This window comes from Ruegeria arenilitoris (assembly GCF_013031355.1).
Taxonomy (GTDB): Bacteria; Pseudomonadota; Alphaproteobacteria; order Rhodobacterales; family Rhodobacteraceae; genus Ruegeria; species Ruegeria arenilitoris_C.
Genome location: NZ_WPZO01000015.1, coordinates 39985 through 66669, shown reverse-complemented (window position 1 = coordinate 66669; position 26685 = coordinate 39985). Strand labels below are relative to the sequence as shown.

Here is a 26685-nt window from a genome sequence, read left to right as displayed (position 1 = left end):
CTGCCCGTTCCAGTTACTAACGAGCGTTGGCCGCAAGCAACGTGCCCGTGCAGGGGCCAAACCCGATACGGTACCCGTTGCCATGGGCCGCGCCACGCAGGGTCAGCGTATCACCGTCTTCAAGAAAGCTGCGCGCCTCGCCGCTATCCAGCGTCAGAGGTTCTTTGCCGCCCCAGCTAAGCTCCAGCAGGCTGCCGCGGTTTTCCTTTTCCGGGCCGGAGATCGTACCTGATCCAAGCAGATCACCCACGCGCATCGGGCAGCCGCTGGTCGTGTGATGGGCCAGTTGCTGGGCCGCGGAATAGTACATCTCGTTGTAGTTGGTGCGCGCGATAACGGATTCCGTTGTACCTTCCGGAGCCAGCCCGACCTCAAGTGCAATGTCATAAAGCATCGGGCCGGGTTCTTGCAGATAGGGAAGCAGTTCCTTTTCGCGCTCGGGTGTTGAGGTGCGGAAGGGCTCCAGCGCTGCCTTGGTCACGATCCACGGGCTGATCGTGGTTGCGGTGGCCTTGGCCTGAAACGGGCCGAGTGGTTGGTACTCCCACGCCTGAATGTCGCGCGCGGACCAGTCGTTCAGCAGGACATAGCCAAAGATCATGTCGTCGGCCTGTTGTACCGATACGGGACCGTTCGAAGGTTGCCCGACGATCGCGCCCATTTCCAGTTCCAGATCAAATCGCCGCGACGGCGCAAAGATAGGCGCCTCCATATCGGGGCCTTTCAGCTGCCCCCACGGGCGATGCACATCGGTGCCGCTGACCACAACCGAGGACGCACGGCCGTTGTAGCCGATGGGGATATGCAACCAGTTCGGGGGCAGGGCATTTTCAGGGCCACGGAACATGGTGCCGACATTGAACGCATGATTGCGGCCCGCGTAGAAATCTGTGTACTCGGAGACGTCGAACGGCATTGCCATCGTGACCGAGGCCATCGGCACCAAATAGACGGTCAGTTCCTCCTGACGGGTCGAGCCTGCGGCCAGTGCCTCAGTCAGCATGGCGCGGAACGCATTCCAGACCCCGGCGCCAAGCGCCATGAAGTCATTCCAAGATCCCTTCGAAAACACGGACGCCTCAGGCAGATCAAGTTTGCTGTCCGCTTCCATCTGCGTGAGGTCGAGGATCATGTCCCCGATTGCGACGCCGCAATGCAGCGTGCCCGTTTCGGTTCTGAACACGCCGTAGGGCAGGTTGTTGAGCGGAAAGTCGGTCGCTGCAGAGTTTGCGCTTTCGACCCACGAGGGAAGCAGTTTCGTCATGATTTCACCTTTAAGCCGCGTCGGGCTGGTTTTGGGGGCGCGCGTCATTGAACGCCGCTACGGAAAGGGCGCATTCTTCGATCTCGAGAAGGCGGGGGAAGGGGGACATATCAACGCCCCAGCGATGCGCGTTGTATAGTTGGGCAACTAGGCAGATATCGGCGAGGTCGGGGGTTTCCCCGAAGCTGAACGCCGTGCCCTTTGGCAGCATGGCCTGATAGGCGGCAAACCCTTCGGTCATCCAATGGCGGAACCAGTCAAGCTGGCCGTCGGCTGTAAGCCCCATATGGGCCTTTAGGTAGGTCATGACCTTGAGGTTGTTCACCGGGTGGATGTCCATCGCAATGGTCTGTACGGCGGCCTGAACGCGGGCACGCATCAGTGGGTCTGTCGGCAGCAGCGGCGGCTCCGGCACGGTGGCGTCCAGATATTCGATGATCGCAAGCGACTGGGTCAGAACGGTGCCGTCCCCAAGGACAAGGGTCGGAACCCCCTTGCCGGGATTTAGGGCGGCGTAATCGGGGGCACGCTGCTCTCCGGCAACCAGATTGACCGGAGAGGTTTCATAGCTGAGACCTTTGAGATTCAGGGCAATTCGGACCCGGTAAGAGGTCGTAGAACGCCAATAGGAATAGAGTTTCATGACCTCTTCCAGCATTTCTTAGCGTGTTGCCAAAACCCGTCAGCAATCAGGTCCCGCGCCGGATCGGACACCCGGCGCGGGGCAGTGCATCAGGTGGTTTTGTTAAGCTCCTTGGCGTGCAGCCAATCCGCGTGTTTCGGCGCTTTCTTGGTTTTCGACCAATCCTCGAGCATCAACCATTTCACCTCGTCCATCCGGGCCAGCATCGCTTCTTCCTCTGGATCGGGGCAGGCCAGTTCAATCCGGTGGCCCGAGGGATCGAAGAAATAGATAGAGTGGAAGATCGAATGGTCGGTGACCCCAAGGACCTCGACGCCGTTGGCTTCCAGATGCTCCTTGAACTCGATCAGGGTTGCACGGTCCTTGACCTTGAAGGCGATGTGCTGAACCCAGATCGGCGTATTCGGGTCGCGGCCCATCTCGGGCTTGGTGGGCAGTTCGAAGAACGCCAGAACGTTGCCGTCACCCGCATCCAGAAACAGATGCATGTAGGGATCAGGCTCGTGGGTTGACGGCACGTGGTCCTCGGCAATGGCCAGAATGAAATCCATGTTCAGCATCTTGCCATACCACTCGACGGTTTCCTTGGCGTCTTTGCAGCGATAGGCGACGTGGTGAATTTTCTCGATTTTCATCGTGTCTTCCTTTCCGAAAGGGTTAGGTCTGGGTGGTTCACATCAGCCCCACAAGCCAAAGTGACAGTGAGGGAATGAGGATGAGCAGGGCCAATCGCAGGATGTCTGCGATCCAGAAGGGCAGGACGCCCTTGAAGATGGTCGCCAGCGACACGTCCTGAAGAACGCCTTTCAGTACGAAGACATTCATGCCGACCGGGGGGGTGATCAGGCTGATCTCGGTGGCGACAACAACGACGATGGCGAACCAGATCAGCGCGTTTTCGGGATCAAGCAGCAGTTCGTTGGCAAACTCCAGTTCGAACATCAGCGGATAGAAAACCGGCACCGTCAGCAGGATCATCGACAGGCTTTCCAGCACGCAGCCAAGCACCATGTAGACCAGAATGATGAACACGATCACGGCCCAGACCGGCATTTCGTTGTCGATCACAAAGCTGGACAGCGCATCGGGCAGACCGGCGAAGTTGATGAAATTGGTGAACAGCTCGGCCCCGATGATGACGGCGAAGATCATCGCCGTGGCGCGGATGGAGTCCATAGTCGCGGCGAAGAACCCGCTCCAGGTCATGGACCGCAAGGCTACAGCGATCAGTACCGATGCACCTGCGCCCATGCCTGCGGCTTCGGTCGGCGTGAAGAACCCGCCGTAGATACCGGTCATGATGAACAGGAACAGGCCCAGCACACAGAAAACGCCAACCAGATCGGTGCGGCTCATCGGTTCGGTGTTTTCTTCCTCGGGCGCCAGCGCGGGGTTCACACGCACCGCGACCATGACCGCGCCCAGATAAAGCACCACACCGATGATGCCCGGGATGATCCCGGCAATGAACAGCTTGGCAATGTTGGTCTCAGTAAGAAGCCCATAGATGATCAGAATCACCGAAGGCGGGATCAAGATACCCAATGTGCCGCCCGCCGCGATCGACCCGGTGGCCAGCCTGTCGTCATAGCCAAACTTTCGCATCGAGGGCATCGCGACCTTGGACATAGTTGCCGCCGTCGCCAGCGAGGACCCGCATACGGCAGAGAAGCCCCCACAAGAAAAGACCGACGCCATGGCGAGGCCGCCGCGCAGTTTGCCGAACAGCCGGTCAGCGCCTGCAAACAGGCCATGCGCCACACCGGACCCGGCAAGCACGTTGCCCATGAAAATAAAGAGAGGAATAACCGACAGGCTGTAGGACAGCGCGGTGTCGAAAGCCACCTGGCCGGTCATCGCCCAGGCCGGCTCCCAGCCACGCATATAGGCAAAGCCGAACCCGCCAACTGCCGCCATGGCAAAGGCGATCGGCACCCGCAACAGGATCAGCCCCAGAAGGACGGCAAAGCCGATCAGCGATTCAATCATGGCAGAGCCTCCGGAGGGGTTTGATTGGTGTCACACTCTTTCGGCGGTTGCAGGCCGCGCAGAAAGGCGATGAAGGCCGAGACCATGCAGGACACGCCCGCCAGATAGCCAAAAGGGGCCAACGGAATTTCCAGTGCGTTACTGACCGCACCGTCATGGGCCGCCTTGGCCGCATGGGTAAACAGCCGCCAGGCGAAAGTGGCCAGAAGGGCCGCCGAAAACAGCCCGGCAAAGGCCGTAAGAAAGCGCTGGGCATATTTGCCGAGGGCCATGTTGAGCAAGTCGACTTCGATATGCTCGCGCCGCTCTGTCGTCAGGGGCAGGGCCAGGAAAACCAGTGCTGCAAGCAGAATTTCAGTAAGCTCGAACGCGCCAGCCAGCGGCGCATTCAAAAAGTAACGCCCGATCACATCCACACAGGTAATGAGGATAAGGCAGAACAGGATCAGAGCGGCGCCGACACCAAGCGACCTGTCAAGCAGCAGCCCGATATCCAGCCCCTCTTCAGGGGGCTGGTCGGGGAAACGATGGCGAAGCCGCTCCATGGATCAGAAGTCCACGCCAGACTGCTTGCGCAGTTCTTGCAGGGCTGCTGCCCCGTCATAGCCATCCGCCGAGATCGCTTCGGACCACGATGTTTCGGCGTTAGCGGCCTGAGACTTGATCGCATCAACCACAGCGGCTGGCGCGTCATAGACTTCGATCCCGGCCTTTTCAGCCGCTGCGCTGCCTTTTTCGTCGGCACCGACCCAGGCTTCACCCACCAGCGCGGCAAAAGCCTCGCCCGAGATCGCTTCGATCGCGGCTTGGTCCTCGGGGGAAATCTCGTTCCACTTGTCCTCGTTCATGACCATGAACCAGGTCGTGTTATAGAGACCGCCAGGCACTTTCATCGTGTATTTGACGTCTTCGGTCAGCTTGAAGGCTGCAAGGGCGTCATAGGGGAAGGTTACCCCGTCGATCACTCCGCGCGACAGTTTCTCATAGACCTCACCCGAGGACATAAAGAGCGTCGTAGAGCCCATGCCCGACATCAGGTCAGAGATGTAGCCGCCGGGAACGCGGATTTTCAGACCGGCAAAATCATCGGTCGTTTCGATCTTGCGGACGTTGTTGTGCAACATGCCCGGGCCATGCACGAACAGACCCAGTAGCTTGGTGCCTTCGTGCTCTTTCTGCGCTTCTAGCGGACCGGCGTAAACGTTCCAGAACGCCTTGGAGCCAGCAACGGCGTCATCGCCGATGAAAGAGAACTGGCCGATGCGCGACCGTGTGAAACGGTCATCCGTGGTAAAGGAATGCAGGCCATAGGTGATGTCTGCAATACCGTCTGCGGCCATGTCATAATGCGCAGGCGGCGGTCCCAGCGGTTTGGCCAGAACACGAACGGTTACACGACCATCGGTGACCTCTTCGACCTGTTTGGCCCAGGGTTTGATCGCGCCGGACACGATGGGGTGGCGCGGGGGCAGCCAGCTGGACAGGGCCAGGGTGGTTTCGGCCATTGCGCTTGTTGCAAGCGACAAGGCGATGGTTGTTGCGCCAACGCAGGCGAGGGCACGGGTTTTCAGGTTCATTTTCATAGTCTCCTCCCTATGAAGTGTTAGATTTCGGCGGCTTTGATCGCCTCGGTCAGAACCGAGCGATCGCCGATGTGATTGGCCAGGATCAGGATCAGGCGGGCGCTGAGCGCGTCGCTTTGGTCTTTTTCCAGCCCGTCATGGGCGGCCAGAAGTTCGGCGTAGAAATCATCGACGCCTTCGATATTGGGGGTCAAGATCAAGTCGGTCATGGGGCTTACTCCTTGCCGACCGCGCGTCGGATCGAAGCACGGATTGCGTTTTCTTCAAAGCTTGGGCGGCGGGCGGCTACGTGCTGATCCGGTCGGATCAGGTAAACCGCGCTGTCGGCGTCACCGAGATACCGTTTTTTCAGGGCACCGGATTTGTCATCCTTGACCGAAAGGGCCAGGCGCGTGACCTGAACGCCGTCTTCCTCGATCATGTCGGGGGCATCGGCGTCGATGGTCAGCAGGATGAATTTGTCACCCAGTTTGGACAGCAGGAAATCGTCGCCCAGCGGTACGTCTGGGCAAACCGATCCCGGGCGTGACCGCGCGGGGCCGTTCAGAGCATCTGCCGAGTTGAGCGGCGAGCCGTCATAGGTGCAGGGCACCGACAGGCGACCGGAGTTCACCATCGGGCGCGCAAATTCGTACTTTTCAGACAGAGACAGTACGGCATCGCGCAGAAGGCGGCTGGTTTCTGATTTCGGGGTGATAAAGTCGGTCGAGCGGGTTGAGTTCAGAATGTTCTCATCCGCGCCGTGGATACGTTCGACGTTATACGTGTCCAGAAGGCTTTCAGGAGCTTCACCGCGCATGACCATGCCCAGCTTCCAGCCGAGGTTATCGACATCCTGCATGCCCGAGTTTGCGCCGCGTGCGCCAAAGGGTGACACCTGATGCGCTGCATCCCCGGCAAAGAACACACGACCATGACGGAAGCTGTCCATGCGCTTGCACTGGAAGGTATAAATCGAGGACCAGACCAGATCATATTCGACACCGGCGCCCAGGAACGCGTCGAGACGGCGGCGGATGTTCTCCTCCTTCATCTCTTCTTTGCGGTCGACATCCCAGCCGATCTGGAAATCCACGCGCCAGACATCGTCGGGCTGTTTGTGCAGCAGGGTGGACGCGCCCGATCCGTGGGTCGGTTCGAACCAGAACCAGCGTTCGGTCGGAAAGCTGTCGTTCTTCATCTTAATGTCGGCGATCAGGAAGCTGTCCTGAAATACTTTGCCGGTGAAATCCAGATCCAGCATCGTGCGCAGCGGTGACGAGGCCCCGTCGCAGCCGATCAGCCAATCCGCCTCAAGCGTATAGGGGCCATCCGGCGTCATGATCGATAGGGTGACGTGATCGTCGTGGACTTCCACCGCATCCACGCGGTTCTTGCCGCGGATTTCAATCGGTGCGCCCTGCGCCTGCAGTTCCTCAAAACGGTCGAGCTGGTAGCTTTCGTAGTAGGGCTGCTGCATGTTGATGAAGGCGGGGTATTCGTGGCCTTCTTCGGGCAGCAGGTTGAACTCGAAAACCTGGTCGTCCTTGTGAAAGACCTTTCCGAGGTTCCAAACCACCCCTTTGTCGACCATCGGTTTGCCGCAGCCATAGCGGCCGGCAACCTCAAGACAGCGTTTGGCGAAACAGATCGCGCGGGACCCCATGCCGACGCCTTCGTGGTCATCCAGCACAAGTGTTGGAATGCCCTGACGCCCAAGATCAAGTGCGGTTGCCACGCCGATCGGGCCACCGCCTATCACCACCACGGGGTGGCGAACTGGTGTAGCGGCGTCTTGATCGGTCGATTTCTTGTAGGGATAGCGCTTGTAGGCAAGCGTGTATCGGTCATCGAACATCGGTTTTGTCCTCTGGCTGCGCGCGTTTCGTTTTTTGGAAAGCCCGGCCGGACGGCCGGGCCGTTTGCCTTAGCCCTGCAGGGCCTCCCACATCTCAAGGTCGCGCTGAGCGGTCCAGATGCGGGGGGTGTCGATACCGCGAGCCTCGTCATAGGCGCGCGCAACGTTGAAGGGCAGGCAATGCTCGTAAATCGCGTAGTCGGCGAACTTCGGATCGCATTCGGCACGCACGGCGTCCCAGGCCTCTTTCAGCGATCCACCACGGGCCGCAACTTTTGCTGCCGGACGGTAGGTGCTTTCGACGAAATCGCGGGTGTTTTCGATGGCGGCGTTGACCATATCCTTGCCGACCAAGGCATCTCCGCGACCCGGTGCGATGGCATCGACGTCGAACCATTTGATTTCATCCAGCGTGTCGCCCCAATCGTTGAAGTGCCCGTCACCGCAATAGCAGGCCGAGTGGTATTCGACGATGTCGCCTGTAAACATGACGTTCTGATCCGGCACGTGGATGACGATGTCGCCCGCTGTGTGTGCGCGGCCCAGATGCATCAGATCGACCTGGCGATTGCCAAGGTAAACGGTCATCGTGTCGCTGAACGTGGTGGTGGGCCATGTCAGGCCCGGAATGCTCTCATGCCCTTCGAACAGGCGGGGGAAGCGTTGAAATTCGCTGTCCCAATCTTCCTTGCCGCGTTCCACGACCATCGAACGCGCCACGTCGGACATGAGGATCTGCTGTGCGCCGAAAGCACTGGCCCCCAGCACGCGGACGGCGTGATAGTGGGTCAGCGCCACATGGGTGATGGGTTTGTCCGTCACCGAACGCACGCATTCGATCACCTTGTTAGCCAAGCGCGGTGTGGCCTGTGCCTCGACAATCATCACGCTGTCATCGCCGATGATCACGCCTGAATTCGGATCGCCTTCGGCGGTGAAGGCATACAGGCCCTCGCCGACCTCAGTAAACGAGATCTTCTTTTCCGACATGTCCCCCTGGGACGCGAATGCCTTGGCCATGTGTATCCTCCAAAGGTGCGATGTCGCCGGATTTTGGCTCAATTTTAACGGAATCGGCTACATCGTTACATTTGCAACAATCTTGTTTCATTTGAAACGAAAGTCAACGAAAAACCAGATTGTACCGAAAAGAGACTTGTCGACCGTTTCTTATCAATGGCTTGGGAAGGTTACTCAGGCGCCAAACTCGGCGATGCCCTTGCGGTCAAAAAACTGCGTGTGTCAGCCGAGGGAAAAGGCTTTGAGATCCAATTCTCCAAAACGATCGCCATGGGGGACATTGTTCTGGTCGTTTCGAAAGTGACCGATCCGCCGGTCGAAGGGGATCTGGGCGTCGGGTACGTGGATATCTTCCGCTTAAACGGCGAAGGCCTGTTCGTTGAGCATTGGGATATCGAAGAACCTCAAACGGGTGAATCTGCCAACTAAAATGATGTGTTTGGCTATCCGGCTGGGTGAGAGTGACAGGGCGGGGCACCTCTCGGTGCTCCGCAGCCTCTATCGGGTCAGTTGAAGGAACGCTGGACCCCAACCAACACTTGTATGAACGTCCGCTATGTTTTGCTGACAACTCCGGCCTCGACCCATTCGTCAAATTGAGCCAAAACCGCGTCGCAAAATGCGGCGTCATTGATGTGAGTATCCAGTTCGGTCATTGGCACTCTGCCCGGTAGGACCTTGCGGGCTTCGTCGACCATGTCCGCAAGAGCCGCAGGATCATGCGCTTCCTCGCCTTCTTTGTCCCATGCCTCGACGCCTTGCACCGGCAGGAAGAAGTGAACCGGCCCGGTTGCTGCTTCCAGCCGGTTTGCCAGTTCTCGCATCCAAGCGCGGCGTTCCTCGCCGTTGAAGACCGAGCTTTTGATCAGGCGGTTGTGCTCGTGAAAAGGGCGATCCGCATATTGGTCGGGTATCTCTTGCCAGCCCGCAAAGTCCAGCAGGTCGAGCGCCCCGGGGGCGACCATCTGTGGCGTGCCAGCGCGACCGGCATTGGTCAGGCGATCCTCTCCGCTTGAAACAACAGAGCCTGCCAGCAAGTTGCCGAATTCCTGCATGCAGAAATCCATCACGCAGGCAAAGGCGCCCTCGGCGGCCAGTTTCTCGAAGGCCATGCCCCCCATTCCTGTCGAGTGAAACACCGCGACCTCAAAGCCGCGCTCTTCCAGGGCTGGCTTCAGGGTTTTCATGTAACGCAGGCAGGACGACCCAAGGCTGGTCATGCCGATCAGAGGTTTGCTGCGATCCGGCGCGATGGCGGCTTTGGTCGCACCGACCACGGCCCCTGCCGCCTGTGCCAGCGAGGACCGGCAGATCGAGTTCATACCGTACAGCCCCCCGGCCCACAGGATCATCTGAATGTCCGGAGCCAAGCGATGCGGCGGAATCAATGGCGAGAAGCTGACGGTCGAAACAATGTATTTTGGCACCCCCATTGGCAGCGCCTGTGCGCAATCCAGCGCAAGGTCGGTGCCCATTGTGCCGCCGGTGGCCAACATCCCATCAAACCGGCCGTCGGCATAGGCTTGCGCCACCACTTTGGCGGCCCCGGCGGACATGACGCGGAACGCCTTGTTCTCATCCCCCAGCGCGATCACCTCGTCGATGGTCATGCCTTCGGCGGCGGCAACGTCGTGTTTCGAGATATCGGTCGGTGTCGCCGGATCGCCCAGAACGGAGACGTCCATCGTCAGCACATCCGCCCCCTGCGCCCGTACGGTATCCTCGATGAACCGCATCTCGGGGTCTTTGGTGTCGTATGTCCCAATCAGCAGGATCGTTTTGTTGGTCATGTTTTCCTCCCGTCCATGCGTGTTATCCGAGGTAGTGCTTCAGCAGTTCCCGGGCGGTTTCAATGAACCGCGTATTGCGTACCTGTGATCCATCTTCGTCCATCCGGGACGAAATCCAGCCCACATACGTCACCGCGCGCAGGGCCATGAACAGATCGAGATGCTCGGTGTCGAGCACCCGTTCTATCCGGTAGCCCTCAAGCAGGGCCACTTGCAGGGCGCCGTAGTCCGGTTCGCGCAGGTTTTTCAGCAGGGTTGTGGCAATGTCGAACAGGCGGAACCCAAACCCGGCATCGTCGAAATCAATCAGCCAGAGCTTGTCGCCCTGGACCATCACGTTTTCGCGCACCAGATCAGCGTGGATCAGGCCGTAATCCAGCTGATTTTCGATCTCTTGCAAATGGCTGTTCGCTGCCTTGCGAAACGCGGTGAGCAAGGCGCGATCCTCGTCCGAAAGCGTGGGGTTCTCCCAAAACCGACCCCAGAGAGGGGCATCGCCCAGCAGCCCGGCGCGGTCCCAGGACCAGCGCGCAAACTCATCGGGTCGGGTCCAGGCATCGCTGACCTCGTGCAGCTTTGCCATTTCGCGTCCGAGAGTCCGGAATATCCCGGTGCGGTCGTCATGGTCGATCCCTGTTCCTGTCGAGCCCAGAGGGCGACCGGGCAGCCAATCCAGCATATCGACCTGAACGCCGTCCAGCAGATGTAGATAGCTGCCATCCGTAGCCGGTACGGGGGTAGGGACGCCGACGCCGTTGGTACCAAGCTCGGCGATCCACAGTAGCTCGGACCTCAAGGCGGCATCCGAGTGCATCCCCTGACGGTGCAGGCGCAGGGCAAAGTTCCTTGTGTCCGTTTGAACCCGGTAGACATGGTTTTCCCGGGCCGCGACCAGCGACCATTCAGCGTCGTTCATGCCCCAAAGGGTCAGGGCTTTCTCGACAATCAGAGTCATAGGGTCAGCGGGGTTTCGGCCAAAACCTCGTCCAGTGTGTCAAACAGCAGATCGGCATTCTCTTTCGAGAACGGCATCGGTGGCCGGATTTTTAGCGTGTTTTTGTGGCGGCCCAGTTTCGAATGGATGATCCCCCGGCGCCGCATCGCATTGATTACCCGATCGGTGAACTCGCTGGCCGGTTCTTTGCTTTGACGATCCAACACCATCTCGGCCCCGAAGATCAGGCCCGAACCGCGCACGTCACCGATGAACTCGTATTTCTGCTGCAACGCTGTCATGCGTGCGCGGGCGTGATCGCCGACTGCTTTGGCATTGGCGACAAGGTTCTTGTCCTCGATTTCTTCCAGCACCGCCATGGCTGCGGCGCAAGAGACTGGGTTGCCGCCGAACGTGTTGAAGTACCGATAACCCTTGCGAAACGTTGTCAGGATTTCGCTGCGCGTCACCACACCGCCCACAGGGTGGCCATTGGCCATCGGTTTGCCCATAGTCATGATGTCCGGCACCACGCCCATTTTCTGATGCGCCCACATATGGGTGCCGGTGCGGCCAAAGCCCGATTGGACCTCATCACAGATCAGCAGGCCGCCGGCCTTGCGCACCACCTCGGCCACAGGTTTCAGCCAGCCGTCAGGATGGTCGGGAAAGCCTTCGTTCAGGAAATAAGGGCATACGACCAAGGCGGCAAAGCCGACGCCGGACTTTTCATGCTCGGCAATCTGTTCGGCCACGGCATCGGCGAACTTGCGGCCGTCCGGGTCCGGATTGCGATAGCTGTCGGGCGCCTCGACAAACCGAAAATACTGACCCAGACCAAAGCCAACGGTCGGCACGTTCGACTTGCTCAGCTGGCTGACCAGAGAGGTGTTGCCGTGATAGGTCGCATCCGTGGCGATGATACCGCGCTTGCCGGTCATGCCCTCGGCCATGCGCAGGGCGATGTCGTTTGCCTCGGACCCGGTGCAGGTCAGGATGGCGGTGGCCAGCGAGGCATCCATCGTGCCGGTCAGCTTCTCGACATAGTCCAGAATGCCGTCATGCAGATAGCGGGTATGGGTGTTCAGCGTCGACGCCTGACGGCAGATCGCCTCGACCACGCGCGGGTTGCAGTGCCCCACATGCGGAACATTGTTATAGCAATCCAGATACTTGCGCCCGTCCGCATCCCAAAGCCAGACGCCTTCGCCTTTCACGATATGAAGCGGTTCATCGAAGAAGGTTGAAACATTCGGACCCAGCAGTTTGGCCCGGCGTTCAACAAGCTCGGCGGATTTCGGGGGAAGCGTCATGCGGTCGGCCCTTGGTCAGAGTTTTATCCAGGCGGTTTTCAGGTCGAGATATTTCTCGAGTGCGTGCAGAGACTTGTCATGCCCGTTGCCCGACTGGCGCACCCCGCCCAGCGGCACGGTCAAGTCAGACCCGCCATAGGTATTCACGTGCACGACACCTGCGCGGATACCCGCGATCATGCGGTGCGCGCGGCTCAGGTTCGACGTCCATACGCCCGAGGAAAGACCATAGACCGAGTCATTTGCCAGCAGGATCGCCTCCTCCTCGTCCTTGAAGGGCGTCACGGCGAGGACCGGGCCAAACACCTCGTTCTGGAACAGGTTGTCGGTGGCTTTCACTCCGGTCATCACCGTCGGCGCCATATAATAGCCGCCGGTTTCCTCAAGGATGCGCCCGCCACCGGTACGGCGCTCGGCGCCTTCTGCCTCGGCCTTGGCGACGAATTCTAGATTGGAGTCCAGTTCGGGCAGCGAATGAACAGCGCCGATTTGCGTGTCCAGATCCAGCGGGTTGCCGACCCGCATCGCCTCGGCATGTTTGACCAGTTCGGCGACGAAATCGTCGTGGATGTCCTCTTGCACAAGCAGGCGCGACCCCGCGATGCAAATCTGGCCCGCGTTGCGGAAGATGCCGCCTGCAGACACTTTGGCGGCCTCGCTCAGGTCCGGGGCGTCGTTGAAGACGATGTTAGGGGATTTGCCGCCCAGTTCCAGATAGCAGCGTTTCATGTTCGAGCGTGCCGAATACTCCAGCAGCCGCCGACCTGTCGCGCCCGAGCCGGTGAACACCATGATGTCCACATCCATCGACAGCGCCAGCGTTTCGCCTACCACCCGGCCCGAGCCGGTGACGACGTTCAGCACCCCGTCTGGCAGTCCGGCCTCAGCGGCCAATTCGGCCAGTTTCAACAGCGACAAGGATGCGCTTTCGGCCGGTTTCAGTACCACCGAGTTCCCGGTGGCCAACGCCGGTGCCAGCTTCCAGCTTCCGATCATCAGCGGCATGTTCCAAGGCACGATTGCTCCGACAACGCCAACCGGTGCGTGGTGGATCAGGCCAAGCACGCTTTCTGCCGTCGGGGCGATCTGGCCATAGACCTTGTCGATCGCCTCGGCGTAATAGCGGAACGTGCCAGCAGCCGACATCGGCTCGGCCTTCATGGCCATGTTGATCTCGGTGCCATTGTCGCGCACACCCAGAACCGCCAGTTCCAGGGCGTGCTTTTCGATCAGGTCGGCCAGTTTCAGCAGCACTTTCTTACGCTCGGCCGGGGAGCGGCGCGACCAGCGGCCATCTTCGAACGCTGCCCTTGCGGCGGCAATCGCGGCCTCCATATCTGCCGGAGTACCTTCGGCAATCTGGGTCAGAACCGCGCCATCAACCGGCGAAAGCACATCCCTGTGACCGCCTTCCGAGGCAGCGACCCAGCGTCCCCCGATGAAGTGCGAACGAGGGGGCAGAACCTGAGATCGCAGGGCGTCAATATCGGATTGGTTCATGGCAGGGTTACCCTTGCTGATTGGGGTGATCGGAATCGACCGGTAGCGCGGTCGGCTCGGGTTTCAGCTTGTTGCGGAACTCGTAGTACAGCGTGCGCAAATGCAGCAGCAGGATCAGCACGATCAGCGCCGTCAGGATCGCCGCGATCGGGCGGTCGACAAAATCCAGCGGGGATTTGACCCGTGCCATGGCGCTGCGCAGTTTGACTTCCATAATGCCGCCCAGAACCATGCCCAGGATGATCGGAACAATCGGCAGGTCCAGCCGTTTGAGGATCAGGCCGAATACACCAAACCCGGCGGCAATGGCGCAGTCGGTGATCGAGTTGCGCAAGCTATAGACGCCAACAAAAGCCAGAATCAGGATCATGATGCCCAAAAACCGGGTCGGGATCTGGATGATCTTGAGCAGCAGGTTGGTCGAGAACAGCAGGAACACCAGAACGATGACGTTCAGCAAGATCAGCGCCATGTACAGCGCCATGACAAAGTCCATCTGGTTTTCGAACAGCTGCGGACCTGGGATGACGTTGTGCACGTAGAACACCGACAGCATCATCGCGGTGAGCGCCTCGCCCGGGATACCCAATGCCAGCAGCGGGATCATCGCGGCACCGGGAACGGCGTTATTAGCGGCCTCAGACGCCACCAGCCCCTCGGGCGATCCATCGCCGAACTTGTCGGGCTCTTTCGAGGTTTTCTGCGCATAGGTGTAGGACAGGAATTGCGAGGTGAACTCACCCGTGCCCGGCACCATGCCCATGAAGACGCCGATGCTTGAGGACACCGTGGCCACGCGTTTGATGCCCAGCAGTTCCTTGAGGCCGGCAAAGATGTTGCCGCTGACATGGGCCTCGCCCGGTGCGTGGTTCTTTTCCAGCAACAATAGCAGCGCCTGACTGATCGCAAACAGACCCAGCACGACCACGATCAGGTCGACGCCCGAGGCCAGCCAGCTTTGGTCAAAGGTAAAGCGGCGGGTGTATTTGACCGGCTCAAGCCCGACGGTGTTCAGGAAAATCCCGAAGGCGGCCAGCATACCGGCGGCAAAAATCTGTCCGCGGTGGGCGAGGATCACCAGAATGATCCCCAGAAGGGCGGCCAAGAAAATCTCTCGGCTGCCGAAATGTGGGGCGATCAACGCCAGAACCGGCGACAGGATCATCAGGCAGATGATGGCAAAGACACCACCAAAGAACGACGCGGAATAAGCCAGTGACAACGCACGATGCCCCTGTCCGCGTTTGGTCATGGGATAGCCGTCATAGGTGGTCAGCGCATTCACCGCCGTGCCCGGGGTGTTGATCAGAATGGCGGGGATCGCGCCGCCGTACATGGACGAGCCATAGATGCCCAGCAGCAGCGTCAGGCCGACAATGGGCTCAAATGCGAATGTAGCGGGCAAAAGGATGGCAATCGCCACCGCCGCGCCGACGCCGGGCAGTGCGCCGATGATGACCCCACCGATCGAGCCGATCAGAAGGGCGACGATCACCTGCCATTGCGTCAGAATAGAAAGTCCGGACAGAAACGTTTCCATAGCGACCCTCAGAGATAAGTCAGCGCAAAGGCGCGTACGGTTTCCGGCAGGTATTCATAGATGGCACCTGCGGGGATTTTGACCTGCAGAAAGGCGCGGAAGATGACCGTCACCGCAACACCGAACGCTGCCGCAAGGCCAATGGCCCCGGCACTTCGGAACCCGGTGCGGATTGCAAGAAAGACCGCGAACAGAACGGTGGATGGCAGGTATCCCAAAAGGGGGACAATCGCGACATAGACCAGAAAATAGGCGACGTATTCAAAGGACCGCAGCCAAAACGCCACCTCGGGCCAGCGCCCCGGAATACGGTCTGAAATGGCCGAGCTGAGCCAGTGCAGAAAGGCAAAGATGGCCATGGCCCAAAGCGAGACCATTGGCCAGAAGCCGGGTTGTGCAAACCATTTGGTCCGTTTGACGACCTGGGTCTGCTCACCCAGCTGGGTCAGAAGGAAAACAGCAAAAACCAGAAAGGCCAACGCAAAAACAACATCGCCGGGCCGGCGGTATCGTTTGAACATGTCCTGCAGTGTTTTGGCTATCATAGTCCCCTCCCTGACCGCTGAAAAAGTCGCGCGGAATGCATCCGCGCGACCTTGTGGTTGGTTTATTCGCCCACGAGGGCCTGGATGGCGCCAATCGTTTCGCTGTCGCTTGCGATCTGGGCGTTTGATGCGTCGGCATCCAGCCAGTAGATCAGAACGCCTGTCTCACCGATCAGGTTCTGTGCCTTTTCGGTCTGCAGCGCCTTTTGTGCTGCTGCGGCGATTTTTTCGCGGACTTCTGCCGGGGTGTCCTTGTGGACGAACAGACCGTTCCAAAGCGCCACATTCAGATCGGGATGCAGTTCGCTGACCGTTGGAGTGTCTGGCGTCAGGCTAATGCGCTCGTTGCCAATGCTTGCCAGAACGTTGACGTCGTCCAGGCAGGGCAGGATCAGTTGCAACGTGGTGTTGATCACGTCGACATCGCCGGAGGCCAACGTGTTGCAGTCCAGCGCATCAAATGCAGCCTCACTGGCAAAATCAAAGCCCGAGCTGATGGCGGCGGCAAATGTCACCTGAGTGGGCGGCAGGAACGAGCCGAAGTGACCCAGCGCCACGTCGTTTTCCTTGCCATAGGCGACCAGTTCTTCCCAGTTGGTGAATGCCGCGTCTTTGCCTGATGCAATCACGAACGGATAGGTCATGAAAATGCCGATCGGCTCGAACGGGTTGGGGGACAGTTCGGGAATGCCGATCTGGGGGCCGCCGATGGGAACGTCCGTCACGAAGGACCCGATGGTATAACCATCCGCTGGGGCGGTCGCCACTTCGACAGCGCCGGGGAAGGGGCCGCCGCCACCGCCGGGTTTGTTCACGACCGCGGCAGGAACGCCGTACATCTCTTGAAACTCGTCCGCGATGATCCGTGTCAGAACGTCTTCCAGATCGCCCGGAGGCCACGGAACGACAAAGGAAACCGGCTTCTCTGGATACTCGGCCAGTGCGGCGGTTGCAGAAGCAACAAACGCTGCGGCTGTTAGAACTTTCTTCATTGACACCTCCCGTTAGTGGTTCAATATTTGATCCGCGTTAGCAAGAATAATGTTGCTTTGTTAAGCTTGTTCTGTCAAGTATTACCTTAACGGGAGGATGTGAATCATATGGGTACCGCCCTGAACGCCTTGAAAATGCTAAACTACTTTTCGAACGCTCGGCCGGAGATTGGGCTGAGCCAGTTTGCGCGGTTGTCCGGATTGAACAAAGCCACCGCGCTGCGCCACCTTCGGGCGCTTGAAGAATACGGGCTGATCGAACAGAACCCCATGACCAAGTCCTACGCGGTTGGGCCCGCCGCGCTGCGTCTGGCGGCGTTGCGCCAGATCGCCCGTCCCGGGATCGAGAGTGCCCGCCAGAGAATGCAGGTCGCTATGCAGGATGTTGGCGAAAGCCTGCATCTTTCGCTGCTTGAAAAGGACTCGCTTCAAACCGCGCTGGTGGTCGAAACGAACCGCCACAGCGTGCGGGTCAGCCTCGATCCCAGCGAGATTCTTCCGATCAATGCGACCGCATCAGGTCTTTGTATGCTTAGCTTTGGACCATCCTTCTTGCTGGAGCGTCTCGGGCAGGAAGAACAAGTGCGATACACGGACGCCACGCTGACCGATCCGGCCAAAATCAAAGAGCGGGTCGCGACGATCAGCCGAGCCGGTTGGGCGAACAGCAGTGGAAGCTATGAAAATGGCGTTTTTGGCTATGCTGCCCCCATATTCGGCATTGATCAGGTGGCGCTGGGAACCATTGCGATTGCCGTTCCCGAAGGCCGTGCCGACGACGAACGGCTGCCCGAAATCCTAACCGCCCTGCACGCTCTTTCGACTGACCTGACCGCAAGTTTTGGCGGTCAGCTACCCGATACATTTCCAACCGAATTCCACCCTTGAACGGGTGGACACAAACCCCGGAGACCCGAGAAATGAAAGACTCGAACTTTCTGAAAGAAAACAACGCTCGTTACTTCTGGCACCCGATGGCTCACCCCGCCGATAGTCAGAAGAACCCGCCGACCATTCTGAACGGCGGTGAGGGTGTCAGTATTATCGATGTCGATGGGCACAAGGCGCTGGATGCGGTCGGGGGGCTTTGGAACGTCAATCTGGGTTATTCCTGCGAACCGGTAAAGCAGGCCATTGCCGATCAGCTGAACGCGCTGCCCTATTATTCGACCTTCCGTGGCACCAGCAACGACAAGGTGATCGAACTGTCGTATGAGCTGGCTCAGTTCTTTGAGCCTGACGGCCTGACCCGTGCGTTCTTTACCTCGGGTGGCTCGGATTCAGTCGAGATCGCGCTGAAACTGGCGCGGCAATACCACAAGGTCCGTGGTGAGGCCGGGCGCACCAAGTTCATCAGCCTGAAGCAGGGCTATCACGGCACCCATTTTGCTGCGGCCTCGGTCAACGGCAATCAGAAGTTCCGCGCGGCCTACGAGCCGATGATGCCGGGCTGTTTCCATGTGCCCGCCCCGTGGACCTATCGCAACCCGTTTGACGAAACCGATCCGGAACGTCTGGCACAGCTCTGCGTCAAGGCGCTTGAGGCCGAGATTGCGTTTCAGGGCGCGAACACAGTTGCTGCCTTTATCATGGAGCCGGTTCTTGGGGCAGGTGGCGTGATCCCACCGCACAAAAGTTTCATGCCGATGGTGCGCGACGTGTGCTCGAAACACGGTATTCTTCTGATCTCGGATGAGATCATCACCGCCTTTGGTCGTACCGGCAGCGAAAGCGGCGCGCGGCATTGGGGCGTGCAGCCCGACATCATGACCACGGCCAAGGCCATCACCAACGGCTATTTCCCGTTTGGCGCGGCGATGATCTCGGGCGGCGTTGCAGAGGTGTTCGAAAGTGACACAACAGGTAAGGCGTCGGTCGATCAAGGCTATACCTATTCCGGCCACCCGGTTGGTGCCGCAGCAGCCCTGGCCGCGCTGTCCGAGATCAAGCGCCTGCGTGTTTGGGAAAACGCCGCCGCGCGCGGGGAGGAACTGTTTGCCGGATTGCAAAAGCTGGCCGAGAAATACGATGTCATCGGGGATGTGCGCGGTGGCGAGGGGCTGATGTGCGCGCTGGAACTGGTCTCGGATCGAGCGACCAAGGCGCCTGTCGCCAAACACCTGCCGCTGCAGGTTCAGAAAGCGGCTTACGAAGACGGCGTGATGGTGCGTGTGTCCGGCAACAACATCATCCTGTCACCACCGCTGATCATCACCTCCGAGGATGTGGCCAAGATCCTGTCGGCGCTGGATACCGGTCTGGCGACTCTTTAATCACCACTCACCTGACCTCGCCCGCCACGGGCGGGGTCAGACTTTTACGGCCTGCAGTTCTTCAAGCAAGTCCAGCAGTTGGTCCAGCTTCTCGCGGCCCATCTGTGCCTCGATATTGCTGGAAATCGCCAACGACGTGGCAAGGTTGTCTTCCAGAACTGCGCGGCCCGCATCGGTAATGCGAACCATAGTGCGGCGCTTGTCTTCGTTGTCCTGGCGACGGGTGATCTGGCCCTCGGCCTCCATCGTGCGCAGAATGCGGGTGAGGCTGGGCAGCAGCAAGCAGGCCTCGTGGGCGATGGCGCTTTGTTCAATCTCGCCCAACTCGTCCAGAACCCTCAGGATGCGCCACTTTTGTTCAGTTAGCTGAATGTCATGCAGCATATCCCGGATCGGTGCCATGACGGTTTCCCGTGCGCGCAACAGTGCAATCGGAAGAGATCGGGAAGTTCTTTTTGTGTGGCTTTGGGTGGTCATGCGGCCTTCTAAAGCGCCATTTCCGAAATTGCAAAGATTAACAAGGCAAGTTCTTGACAGTGTGATTGCAAAATAGTAAACATGTTAAGCAATAAGGGAGGGCACATGCCACATTTTCACGTCGAATATTCCAGGAACCTGGAGGACAAGGTCGACATGGGTGGTCTGTGCGAGTGCATCCGGGCCACGGCTGCCGAGATCGATACCTTCCCGATGCCGGGCATTCGCGTCCGTGCCGTTCGGGTCGATCACTATGCCATTGCAGACGGCAATCCGGCGCATGGCTTCATCGATATATCGATCCGTCTGCGCGCCGGTCGGTCCGACGACGTCAAGCAAGACGCCACGCAGCGCATTTTCGAAGCGGTCAGAACGTATCTGGCCCCCGCCTTCCTACACCATTCCATCGCACTCTCGCTTGAGATGCGCGACATCGACCCAAAGCTTTCGCCCAAGACCGGTACAATCCGCGATCACCTTGGCGCGACCACGCAGGAGACCTGAACCATGAGCGCACTGGATACAAACATCGAAAAACTCGCGGGCTTTTTGGCGCGGTTCAAAGAAACAGGCATCAAGAACCGCATTGCAGGTGAGGACGTTGCCGGTGCCGCAGGGGTGTTTCAATCCACCTCGCCGGTCGACAAGTCGGTGATCTGCGATGTTGCCCGCGGCACGGCGGATGACATCGATACCGCCGCGAAAGCGGCCCATGCGGCCTTCGCCGAATGGCGCGACATGCCCGCCACCGAGCGCCGCCGCATTCTGCTGAACGTGGCTGACGCCATCGAGGCGCGCGCCGAGGAAATCGCGCTGTGCGAATGCTGGGACACCGGCCAGACGCTGCGGTTCATGTCCAAGGCGGCCCTGCGTGGCGCCGAGAATTTTCGTTACTTTGCAGATCAAGTGGTGCAGGCGCGGGACGGTCAGCATCTGAAATCGCCGACCCTGATGAATGTCACCACTCGCGTGCCGATTGGTCCCGTGGGCGTGATCACCCCATGGAACACGCCCTTCATGCTGTCGACCTGGAAAATTGCGCCCGCTTTGGCCGCAGGTTGCACAGTGGTTCACAAACCGGCCGAGGATTCGCCACTGTCGGCTCGCCTGCTGGTCGAAATCGCCGAAGAGGCCGGTCTGCCAAAGGGTGTGCTGAACACCGTGAACGGCTTTGGCCCCGACGCGGGTAAGGCGCTGACCGAGCACCCTCTGATCAAGGCCATCGCCTTTGTCGGTGAAAGCCGCACCGGCAGCATCATCACCAAGCAGGGTGCGGATACGCTGAAGCGGATGCATTTGGAACTGGGTGGCAAGAACCCGGTCATCGTCTTCGATGACGCCGATCTGGATCGGGCGCTGGATGCGGTGATCTTCATGATCTACTCGATCAACGGCGAGCGTTGCACCTCGTCTTCGCGCCTGCTGGTGCAGGACAGCATCAAGGAAGAGTTCGAAGCCAAGCTGATCGAACGCGTGAACAACATCAAGGTCGGCCACCCGCTGGATCCGGCGACCGAAATCGGCCCGCTGGTGACGGAAGAGCACTACAACAAGGTCACCAGCTATTTCGACATCGCCAAAGAGGACGGCGCGACCGTCGCGGCCGGTGGAGTGAAGCTGGGTGACGAAGGGTACTTCATCCGTCCGACCCTGTTCACCAACGCCACCAACCAGATGCGCATCGCGCGCGAGGAAATCTTTGGCCCAGTCCTGACCTCGATCCCATTCTCGACCGAGGAGGAGGCGCTGCAGATGGCCAATGATACGCCCTATGGTCTGACCGGTTATGTCTGGACCAACGACCTGACGCGTGCACTGCGTTTTACCGACAAGCTTGAGGCCGGGATGATCTGGGTGAACTCGGAAAACGTCCGTCACCTGCCCACACCCTTTGGTGGCGTCAAGGCCTCGGGTATCGGGCGCGACGGCGGCGACTGGTCGTTCGAGTTCTACATGGAGCAAAAGCACATCGGCTTTGCCACCGGTCAGCACAAGATCATGCAACTGGGCAAGCTATAACGGCCTGCCCAGACAGAACCTGGAAACGCGCGCACTTCAACATTCAGGAGGAGAAAATGGGAGAAATCGTTCTCGCAGCCAAAATGACCCATGTGCCGACCATGCTGATGTCCGAGCAGGAAGGTCCGGTCAAAGGCGCGCGTCAAGCCGCGATTGATGGCCACCGGGAGATTGCGCGGCGCGCAAAGGAGCTGGGTGCTGATACCGTGGTGATCTGCGATACGCATTGGGTTGTGAACGCGGGTTTCCACATCAACGCGAACAGGCATTTCGAGGGCCTGTTTACCTCCAACGAATTCCCGCAATTCATCAAGGACCTGCCTTACGCATATGACGGTGACCCGGCGCTTGGGGATGCCATTGCCGATATCGCCACGAAAAAGGGCGTGCACACGCTCAGCCATCAGGTGGACAGCCTGGAGCTGGAATACGGCACCCTTGTTCCGATGCGTTTCATGAGCCGCGAGGCGGATTTCAAGGTGGTCTCGATTGCCGCCTGGTGCACCGTTCACAGCCACGATGAAAGCCGCCTTGTCGGCGAAGCCATCCGCGAGGCGGTCGAGGCCAGCGACAGTAAGGTTTTGCTGGTCGCGTCCGGATCGCTGAGCCACAAGATCTGGCCGAACAAGGATTATGCCGCAAACAATGGTACATTCACCATCAGTTCGGAATTCAACCGCCAGGTGGATCTGCATGTTCTGGATATGTGGCAGGCCGGAGATCACGCCACATTCCTGAAAATGCTGGGTGAATATGCCAATTTCTGCTGCGGCGAAGGGTCGATGCACGACACGGCCATGCTTTACGGTGCGCTGGGATGGGACACGTATGATGCGAAATGCGAGGTTGTCACCGAGTATTTCCCGTCCTCCGGCACGGGACAGACAAACGTGATCTTCCCGGTGACCTGAACGGGCTGACAGGCGCGCATCGCAGTTATGGAGAGGAGACGATCATGGGAAAGATTGTACAGGCAGCGAAGATTACGCATGTGCCAAGTATCTGGATGTCCCACACGATGCCGAAATACAAAGGCATCCGCCAACCTGCCATCGATGGGTATGCGCGCCTGCGTCAGGATGCGATCGACCGCAAGGTCGATACCTTCGTCATCTTCGACACGCATTGGATCACCAATCAGGGTTTTCACCTGAACACGAAGGAGCACCACAAGGGCCGTTTCATCAGCCACGAACTGCCGCACATGCTGGCGGATATGGAGTTCGACTATCGCGGCGATCATGAGTTGGGGGAAACCATCCTTGATGTTCTGCGCGAGCGTGGTGAGCGGGCCTTGGGTCATTCGCACCCCGATATGGGCATGGAATACGGCACCTTGCTGCCGATGCACTTTATCAATGATGGCGTGAATGCGCGGGTTCTGCCCGTGGCAGTCAATCAGTTCTCGTCGATTGCTGAAAACCGGGTCTGGGGTGAGGCGATTGCCGAGGCCGTCAAGCGGTCTGATCGGAATGTATCGATTCTGGCCTCGGGGTCGCTGAGCCATGATTTCACGCCCAATGAACGCTCGGTCGATGGTCTGAATTCGGTAAACGGCGAGTTCAACCGCCAGATGGACATGCGCGTGCTGGATCTGTGGGAGCAGGGCCGTTTTGAAGAGTTCCTCAAACTCCTGCCCGACTACGCCAAGAAATGCGCCGGCGAATGCGCCATGAATGATACCGCCTTGCTGTTCGGAGCTCTTGGCTGGGGCAGCTACAAGGGCAAGATCGACATCTACACCCCGTATTTCGGAAGCTCCGGAACGGGTCAGGCCAATATCAGCTTCTCGGTCTAAGGCCGGAAACACAGGAAAATTCGAATGACTGAACTGCGTCTCAACGATCCCAGCCTGCTTGCCGAAATGGCTCTGGTCGGGTCCAGATGGGTGGATGCCACCGAGGCTGAAAGCGCGATTGATGTAACCAACCCGGCCACGGGTGAATTGATCGGCCAGGTGCCTAATCTGGGTGCTGCGGAAACGGCGGAGGCGATTGCAGATGCGCAGCGTGCCCGGAAAGATTGGGTCAAACGCACCGCGAAAGAACGCAGTCAGATTCTGCGTCGTTGGTATGATCTGATGATGGAAAATCAGGATGATCTGGGTGCAATCTTGACCACCGAACAGGGAAAGCCACTGGCCGAGGCCAAAGGTGAGATCGCTTATGGCGCCAGTTTCATCGAGTGGTTCGCCGAAGAGGCGCGCCGTGCTTACGGTGATGTCACGCCCGGTCATGCGCCGGACAAGCGGATCATCACGGTCAAACAGCCCATCGGTGTTGTGGCCGCGATTACGCCTTGGAATTTTCCCAATGCCATGATCACCCGCAAGGCCGGTCCGGCCTTTGCTGCGGGCTGTTCAATGGTGCTGAAACCGGCAAGCCAAACTCCATTCTCGGCCATTGCGCTGGCTGTTCTGGCCGAGCGCGCGGGGCTGCCTGCAGGTCTGTTCTCGGTCCTCACCGGTTCGGCGCGCGCCATTGGCGGCGAGATGACGTCGAGCCCGATCGTGCAGAAACTGACTTTCACCGGATCGACCGAGATCGGCGCGATGCTTTATGCGCAATGTGCTCCGACGATCAAGAAGCTGGGGTTGGAGCTGGGCGGCAACGCGCCGTTCATCGTGTTCGACGATGCCGACCTGGATGCCGCCGTCGAAGGGGCCGTGATCGCCAAGTTCCGTAACAATGGCCAGACCTGCGTTTGCGCAAACCGCATCTATGTACAGGCGGGTGTCTATGATGCCTTCGCGGAGAAACTGTCGGCCAAGGTCGCGACCCTGCCGACCGGCAACGGGTTTGACGAAGGCATTATCTTTGGCCCGCTGATTGATCAGGCCGCCGTGGACAAGGTGGCCGAACATGTCGAGGACGCGACTTCGAAAGGTGCCAAGGTTACGCTTGGTGGCAAACCCCACGCGCTGGGCGGCACCTTCTTTGAACCCACCATCCTGACCGGCGTGACCTCGGACATGGCGGTGGCAACCGAGGAAACCTTTGGCCCCGTCGCGCCCTTGTTCAAGTTCGATGCCGAACGCGAAGTCGTAGCTGCTGCCAATGATACCGAGTTCGGGCTTGCCTCGTATTTCTATTCCCGGGATCTGGCCCGCGTCTGGCGTGTGTCCGAGGGGCTGGAATATGGCATGGTTGGCGTCAACACCGGCCTGATCTCAACCGCCGAAGCTCCATTTGGTGGCGTCAAGATGTCGGGTCTGGGGCGCGAAGGCTCACGCTATGGGCTCGATGACTTCATGGAACTCAAATACATCTGCATGGGTGGCATCGACGCCGCCGAGGAGGCCTGATGCGCTTTGCGACTTACTCTGCCAATGGAGAAACCTTTTTTGGCGCAATCACGGATGCCGGCGCCATCGCGCTGAATAGCGAATTTCCCTACTACGGAACCCTTTACGAGGTGATTGCCGCCGGGGCGTTTGACGATCTGGTCAAAGCCGCAGAGGGCAAAGCGGTGACCCATACCGACTTTACCTACGAAATGGTGATGCCGGATGCGCGTCGCATCCTGTGTGTCGGGGTGAACTTTCCGGATCGCAATGCGGAATACAAGGATGGCAGCGCGCAGCCGAAATACATGTCGCTGTTCCCGCGTTTTGCCAGCGGTTTCACCGGTCATGACCGCCCGCTGATCCGCCCACCGGAAAACCATACGCTGGATTACGAAGGTGAAGTGGCCATTGTCATCGGCAAGGCTGGGCGCCGGATTTCGCAAGAGAACGCCTATGACCACATTGCAGCCCTGACCCTGTGTAACGAAGGCACGATCCGCGACTGGGTGCGCCACGCCAAGTTCAACGTCACCCAGGGCAAGAACTGGGACATCTCGGGTGCCATCGGTCCGTGGCTTGTGCCCTTCACCGATGCGGCGCAACTGGATGACGCCCGCATTAAGACCCGTGTGAATGGCGAGCTGCGTCAGGACGATACTCTTAACCGCATGATGTTCCCGATCCGGCGCGAGATCGAGTATATCTCGACCTTCATGACCCTGCAGCCGGGCGATATCATCGTCACCGGAACGCCGACCGGGGCAGGGGCACGGTTTGATCCTCCGAAATATCTGGCGCCGGGCGACGTGGTTGAGGTCTCGGTCGAAGGCATCGGCACGTTGCGCAACACGGTTGAGGACGAACAGCCATGACCCCCGAGGATCATACACGTGCCGCCGCTGATCTGCTGCAGGCTGAACGTACGCGTGAGCAGATCGGTCTGCTGACCCTGCGCCATCCCGAGATGGGGATGGACGACGCCTATGAGGTGCAAAACGCCATCTATCGCCAGAAACTGGCCAAAGGGCGCAAGGTGATTGGCTGGAAGATCGGACTGACCTCGAAAGCCATGCAATACGCGCTGAACATCGACATCCCTGACAGCGGCATCCTGTTTGATGACATGGCCTTTGAAAATGGTGGAACGGTTCCGGCGGGCCGGTTCATCCAGCCGCGGATCGAAGCCGAGATTGCCTTTGTGATAAAATCTGCGGTTGGCGGCGAAAACGTCACCCGCGACGATATCATTGCCGCCACGGATTACGTCACGCCCTCGATCGAAATCCTCGACACCCGTATTCAGCGGGTCGACCCCGAGTCTGGCAAAGCGCGCACGGTGTTCGACACGATCAGCGACAATGCGGCTAATGCGGGCATCGTGCTTGGGGCGGAGCGTCATGCGGTGGAAGCCGTTGACCTGCGCTGGGTCGGTGCGTTGACCTTCCGTAATGGCGAGATCGAGGAAACCGGTCTGGGTGCGGGTGTGCTGAACGATCCGGTCGAAAGCGTTGTCTGGCTGGCCCGTCGAATGGCGCAATACGGCCAAAGCATTGAACCCGGTCAGATCATCCTGTCCGGCAGCTTTATCCGCCCGGTCGAGTGCCCATCGGGAACAGAGATCCATGCCGATTTCGGGCCGTTCGGCTCGGTTGATATCAATTTCGCCTGAAAGGAGCGCCG

27 protein-coding genes are annotated in these 26685 nt (G+C 59.2%); 10 read left to right on the top strand and 17 right to left on the bottom strand.

What is annotated here, in order from left to right; all coding sequences use genetic code 11:
- Positions 1-16 precede the first annotated feature (16 nt).
- The 9 genes from fahA to GOX63_RS22295 form a co-directional block, all read right to left on the bottom strand.
- A complete protein-coding gene (fahA, locus tag GOX63_RS22335) occupies positions 17-1264 on the bottom strand; it encodes a fumarylacetoacetase (RefSeq protein ID WP_170328689.1) in 1248 nt (415 codons plus the stop codon).
- A 10-nt stretch (positions 1265-1274) separates the two neighbouring features.
- Positions 1275-1907 carry a maleylacetoacetate isomerase gene (gene maiA / locus GOX63_RS22330; protein WP_170328688.1) on the bottom strand — a complete coding sequence of 211 codons (633 nt, stop codon included), beginning with the start codon at positions 1905-1907 and terminating at the stop codon, positions 1275-1277.
- Between the two features lie 89 nt (positions 1908-1996).
- Complete coding sequence (locus tag GOX63_RS22325; protein ID WP_170328687.1) at positions 1997-2542, bottom strand: VOC family protein; 546 nt, start codon at positions 2540-2542, stop codon at positions 1997-1999.
- Positions 2543-2579: 37 nt separating this feature from the next.
- Positions 2580-3896: a TRAP transporter large permease gene (locus GOX63_RS22320; RefSeq protein WP_170328686.1), complete on the bottom strand. Its 1317-nt coding sequence runs from the start codon at positions 3894-3896 to the stop codon at positions 2580-2582.
- A complete protein-coding gene (locus GOX63_RS22315; protein WP_254436072.1) occupies positions 3893-4441 on the bottom strand; it encodes a TRAP transporter small permease in 549 nt (182 codons plus the stop codon). Before GOX63_RS22315 ends, GOX63_RS22320 begins: the two co-directional genes overlap by 4 nt.
- 3 nt (positions 4442-4444) lie before the next feature.
- The gene (locus GOX63_RS22310) at positions 4445-5473 is read right to left on the bottom strand and encodes a TRAP transporter substrate-binding protein (protein ID WP_217356272.1); all 1029 of its coding nucleotides are present in this window, start codon (positions 5471-5473) and stop codon (positions 4445-4447) included.
- A 26-nt stretch (positions 5474-5499) separates the two neighbouring features.
- A complete protein-coding gene (locus tag GOX63_RS22305; RefSeq protein WP_170328684.1) occupies positions 5500-5688 on the bottom strand; it encodes a DUF2783 domain-containing protein in 189 nt (62 codons plus the stop codon).
- Positions 5689-5693: 5 nt separating this feature from the next.
- Complete coding sequence (locus GOX63_RS22300) at positions 5694-7316, bottom strand: FAD-dependent oxidoreductase (protein WP_170328683.1); 1623 nt, start codon at positions 7314-7316, stop codon at positions 5694-5696.
- A 69-nt stretch (positions 7317-7385) separates the two neighbouring features.
- Positions 7386-8336: an MBL fold metallo-hydrolase gene (locus tag GOX63_RS22295; RefSeq protein WP_170328682.1), complete on the bottom strand. Its 951-nt coding sequence runs from the start codon at positions 8334-8336 to the stop codon at positions 7386-7388.
- 270 nt (positions 8337-8606) lie between these two features.
- Between GOX63_RS22295 and GOX63_RS22290 the strand changes: the two genes are divergently transcribed.
- A complete protein-coding gene (locus GOX63_RS22290; protein ID WP_170328631.1) occupies positions 8607-8765 on the top strand; it encodes a hypothetical protein in 159 nt (52 codons plus the stop codon).
- Between the two features lie 125 nt (positions 8766-8890).
- Here the strand turns inward: GOX63_RS22290 and GOX63_RS22285 are convergent, their stop codons facing one another.
- The 7 genes from GOX63_RS22285 to GOX63_RS22255 all read right to left on the bottom strand — a co-directional run bounded on the left by GOX63_RS22285 (position 8891) and on the right by GOX63_RS22255 (position 16950).
- Positions 8891-10126, bottom strand: a complete 1236-nt coding sequence (locus tag GOX63_RS22285; RefSeq protein WP_170328681.1) for a Tm-1-like ATP-binding domain-containing protein — start codon at positions 10124-10126, stop codon at positions 8891-8893.
- Positions 10127-10148: 22 nt separating this feature from the next.
- Entirely contained in the window at positions 10149-11081 is a 933-nt protein-coding gene (locus tag GOX63_RS22280; RefSeq protein ID WP_170328680.1) for a phosphotransferase enzyme family protein, read from the bottom strand.
- The gene (locus tag GOX63_RS22275; protein WP_170328679.1) at positions 11078-12373 is read right to left on the bottom strand and encodes an aspartate aminotransferase family protein; all 1296 of its coding nucleotides are present in this window, start codon (positions 12371-12373) and stop codon (positions 11078-11080) included. Before GOX63_RS22275 ends, GOX63_RS22280 begins: the two co-directional genes overlap by 4 nt.
- 15 nt (positions 12374-12388) lie before the next feature.
- Positions 12389-13873 carry an aldehyde dehydrogenase gene (locus GOX63_RS22270; RefSeq protein ID WP_170328678.1) on the bottom strand — a complete coding sequence of 495 codons (1485 nt, stop codon included), beginning with the start codon at positions 13871-13873 and terminating at the stop codon, positions 12389-12391.
- Positions 13874-13880: 7 nt separating this feature from the next.
- Positions 13881-15413: a tripartite tricarboxylate transporter permease gene (locus GOX63_RS22265; RefSeq protein WP_170328677.1), complete on the bottom strand. Its 1533-nt coding sequence runs from the start codon at positions 15411-15413 to the stop codon at positions 13881-13883.
- An 8-nt stretch (positions 15414-15421) separates the two neighbouring features.
- Positions 15422-15958 (bottom strand): tripartite tricarboxylate transporter TctB family protein, encoded by a 537-nt coding sequence (locus tag GOX63_RS22260; RefSeq protein WP_170328676.1) that lies wholly within the window; start codon positions 15956-15958, stop codon positions 15422-15424.
- Positions 15959-16020: 62 nt separating this feature from the next.
- Positions 16021-16950 carry a tripartite tricarboxylate transporter substrate binding protein gene (locus GOX63_RS22255; RefSeq protein ID WP_170328675.1) on the bottom strand — a complete coding sequence of 310 codons (930 nt, stop codon included), beginning with the start codon at positions 16948-16950 and terminating at the stop codon, positions 16021-16023.
- Positions 16951-17058: 108 nt separating this feature from the next.
- On the opposite strand from GOX63_RS22255, the gene GOX63_RS22250 reads away from it, so the two are divergent.
- A complete protein-coding gene (locus tag GOX63_RS22250) occupies positions 17059-17838 on the top strand; it encodes an IclR family transcriptional regulator (RefSeq protein WP_170328674.1) in 780 nt (259 codons plus the stop codon).
- A 32-nt stretch (positions 17839-17870) separates the two neighbouring features.
- The gene (locus GOX63_RS22245) at positions 17871-19223 is read left to right on the top strand and encodes an aminotransferase class III-fold pyridoxal phosphate-dependent enzyme (protein ID WP_170328673.1); all 1353 of its coding nucleotides are present in this window, start codon (positions 17871-17873) and stop codon (positions 19221-19223) included.
- Between the two features lie 36 nt (positions 19224-19259).
- Here the strand turns inward: GOX63_RS22245 and hpaR are convergent, their stop codons facing one another.
- The gene (hpaR, locus tag GOX63_RS22240) at positions 19260-19700 is read right to left on the bottom strand and encodes a homoprotocatechuate degradation operon regulator HpaR (protein WP_170328672.1); all 441 of its coding nucleotides are present in this window, start codon (positions 19698-19700) and stop codon (positions 19260-19262) included.
- Positions 19701-19805: 105 nt separating this feature from the next.
- Between hpaR and GOX63_RS22235 the strand changes: the two genes are divergently transcribed.
- Genes GOX63_RS22235 through hpaH form a run of 7 tightly spaced genes read left to right on the top strand, consistent with a single transcriptional unit; the run spans position 19806 to position 26674 of the window.
- Positions 19806-20204, top strand: coding sequence for a 5-carboxymethyl-2-hydroxymuconate Delta-isomerase (locus GOX63_RS22235; protein ID WP_170328671.1), 399 nt, complete (start codon positions 19806-19808; stop codon positions 20202-20204).
- Between the two features lie 3 nt (positions 20205-20207).
- On the top strand, positions 20208-21719 hold the full coding sequence (gene hpaE, locus GOX63_RS22230) for a 5-carboxymethyl-2-hydroxymuconate semialdehyde dehydrogenase (protein WP_170328670.1): 1512 nt from the start codon (positions 20208-20210) through the stop codon (positions 21717-21719).
- 56 nt (positions 21720-21775) lie between these two features.
- Positions 21776-22630 carry a 3,4-dihydroxyphenylacetate 2,3-dioxygenase gene (hpaD, locus tag GOX63_RS22225; protein WP_170547257.1) on the top strand — a complete coding sequence of 285 codons (855 nt, stop codon included), beginning with the start codon at positions 21776-21778 and terminating at the stop codon, positions 22628-22630.
- A 44-nt stretch (positions 22631-22674) separates the two neighbouring features.
- Positions 22675-23517, top strand: coding sequence for a 3,4-dihydroxyphenylacetate 2,3-dioxygenase (gene hpaD / locus GOX63_RS22220; protein ID WP_170547254.1), 843 nt, complete (start codon positions 22675-22677; stop codon positions 23515-23517).
- 24 nt (positions 23518-23541) lie between these two features.
- Positions 23542-25023, top strand: a complete 1482-nt coding sequence (locus GOX63_RS22215; protein ID WP_254436071.1) for an NAD-dependent succinate-semialdehyde dehydrogenase — start codon at positions 23542-23544, stop codon at positions 25021-25023.
- On the top strand, positions 25023-25877 hold the full coding sequence (locus GOX63_RS22210) for a fumarylacetoacetate hydrolase family protein (RefSeq protein WP_170328667.1): 855 nt from the start codon (positions 25023-25025) through the stop codon (positions 25875-25877). The genes GOX63_RS22215 and GOX63_RS22210 overlap by 1 nt, the downstream gene beginning before the upstream one ends.
- A complete protein-coding gene (gene hpaH / locus GOX63_RS22205; RefSeq protein WP_170328666.1) occupies positions 25874-26674 on the top strand; it encodes a 2-oxo-hept-4-ene-1,7-dioate hydratase in 801 nt (266 codons plus the stop codon). Before GOX63_RS22210 ends, hpaH begins: the two co-directional genes overlap by 4 nt.
- The last annotated feature ends 11 nt before the right edge of the window (positions 26675-26685 follow it).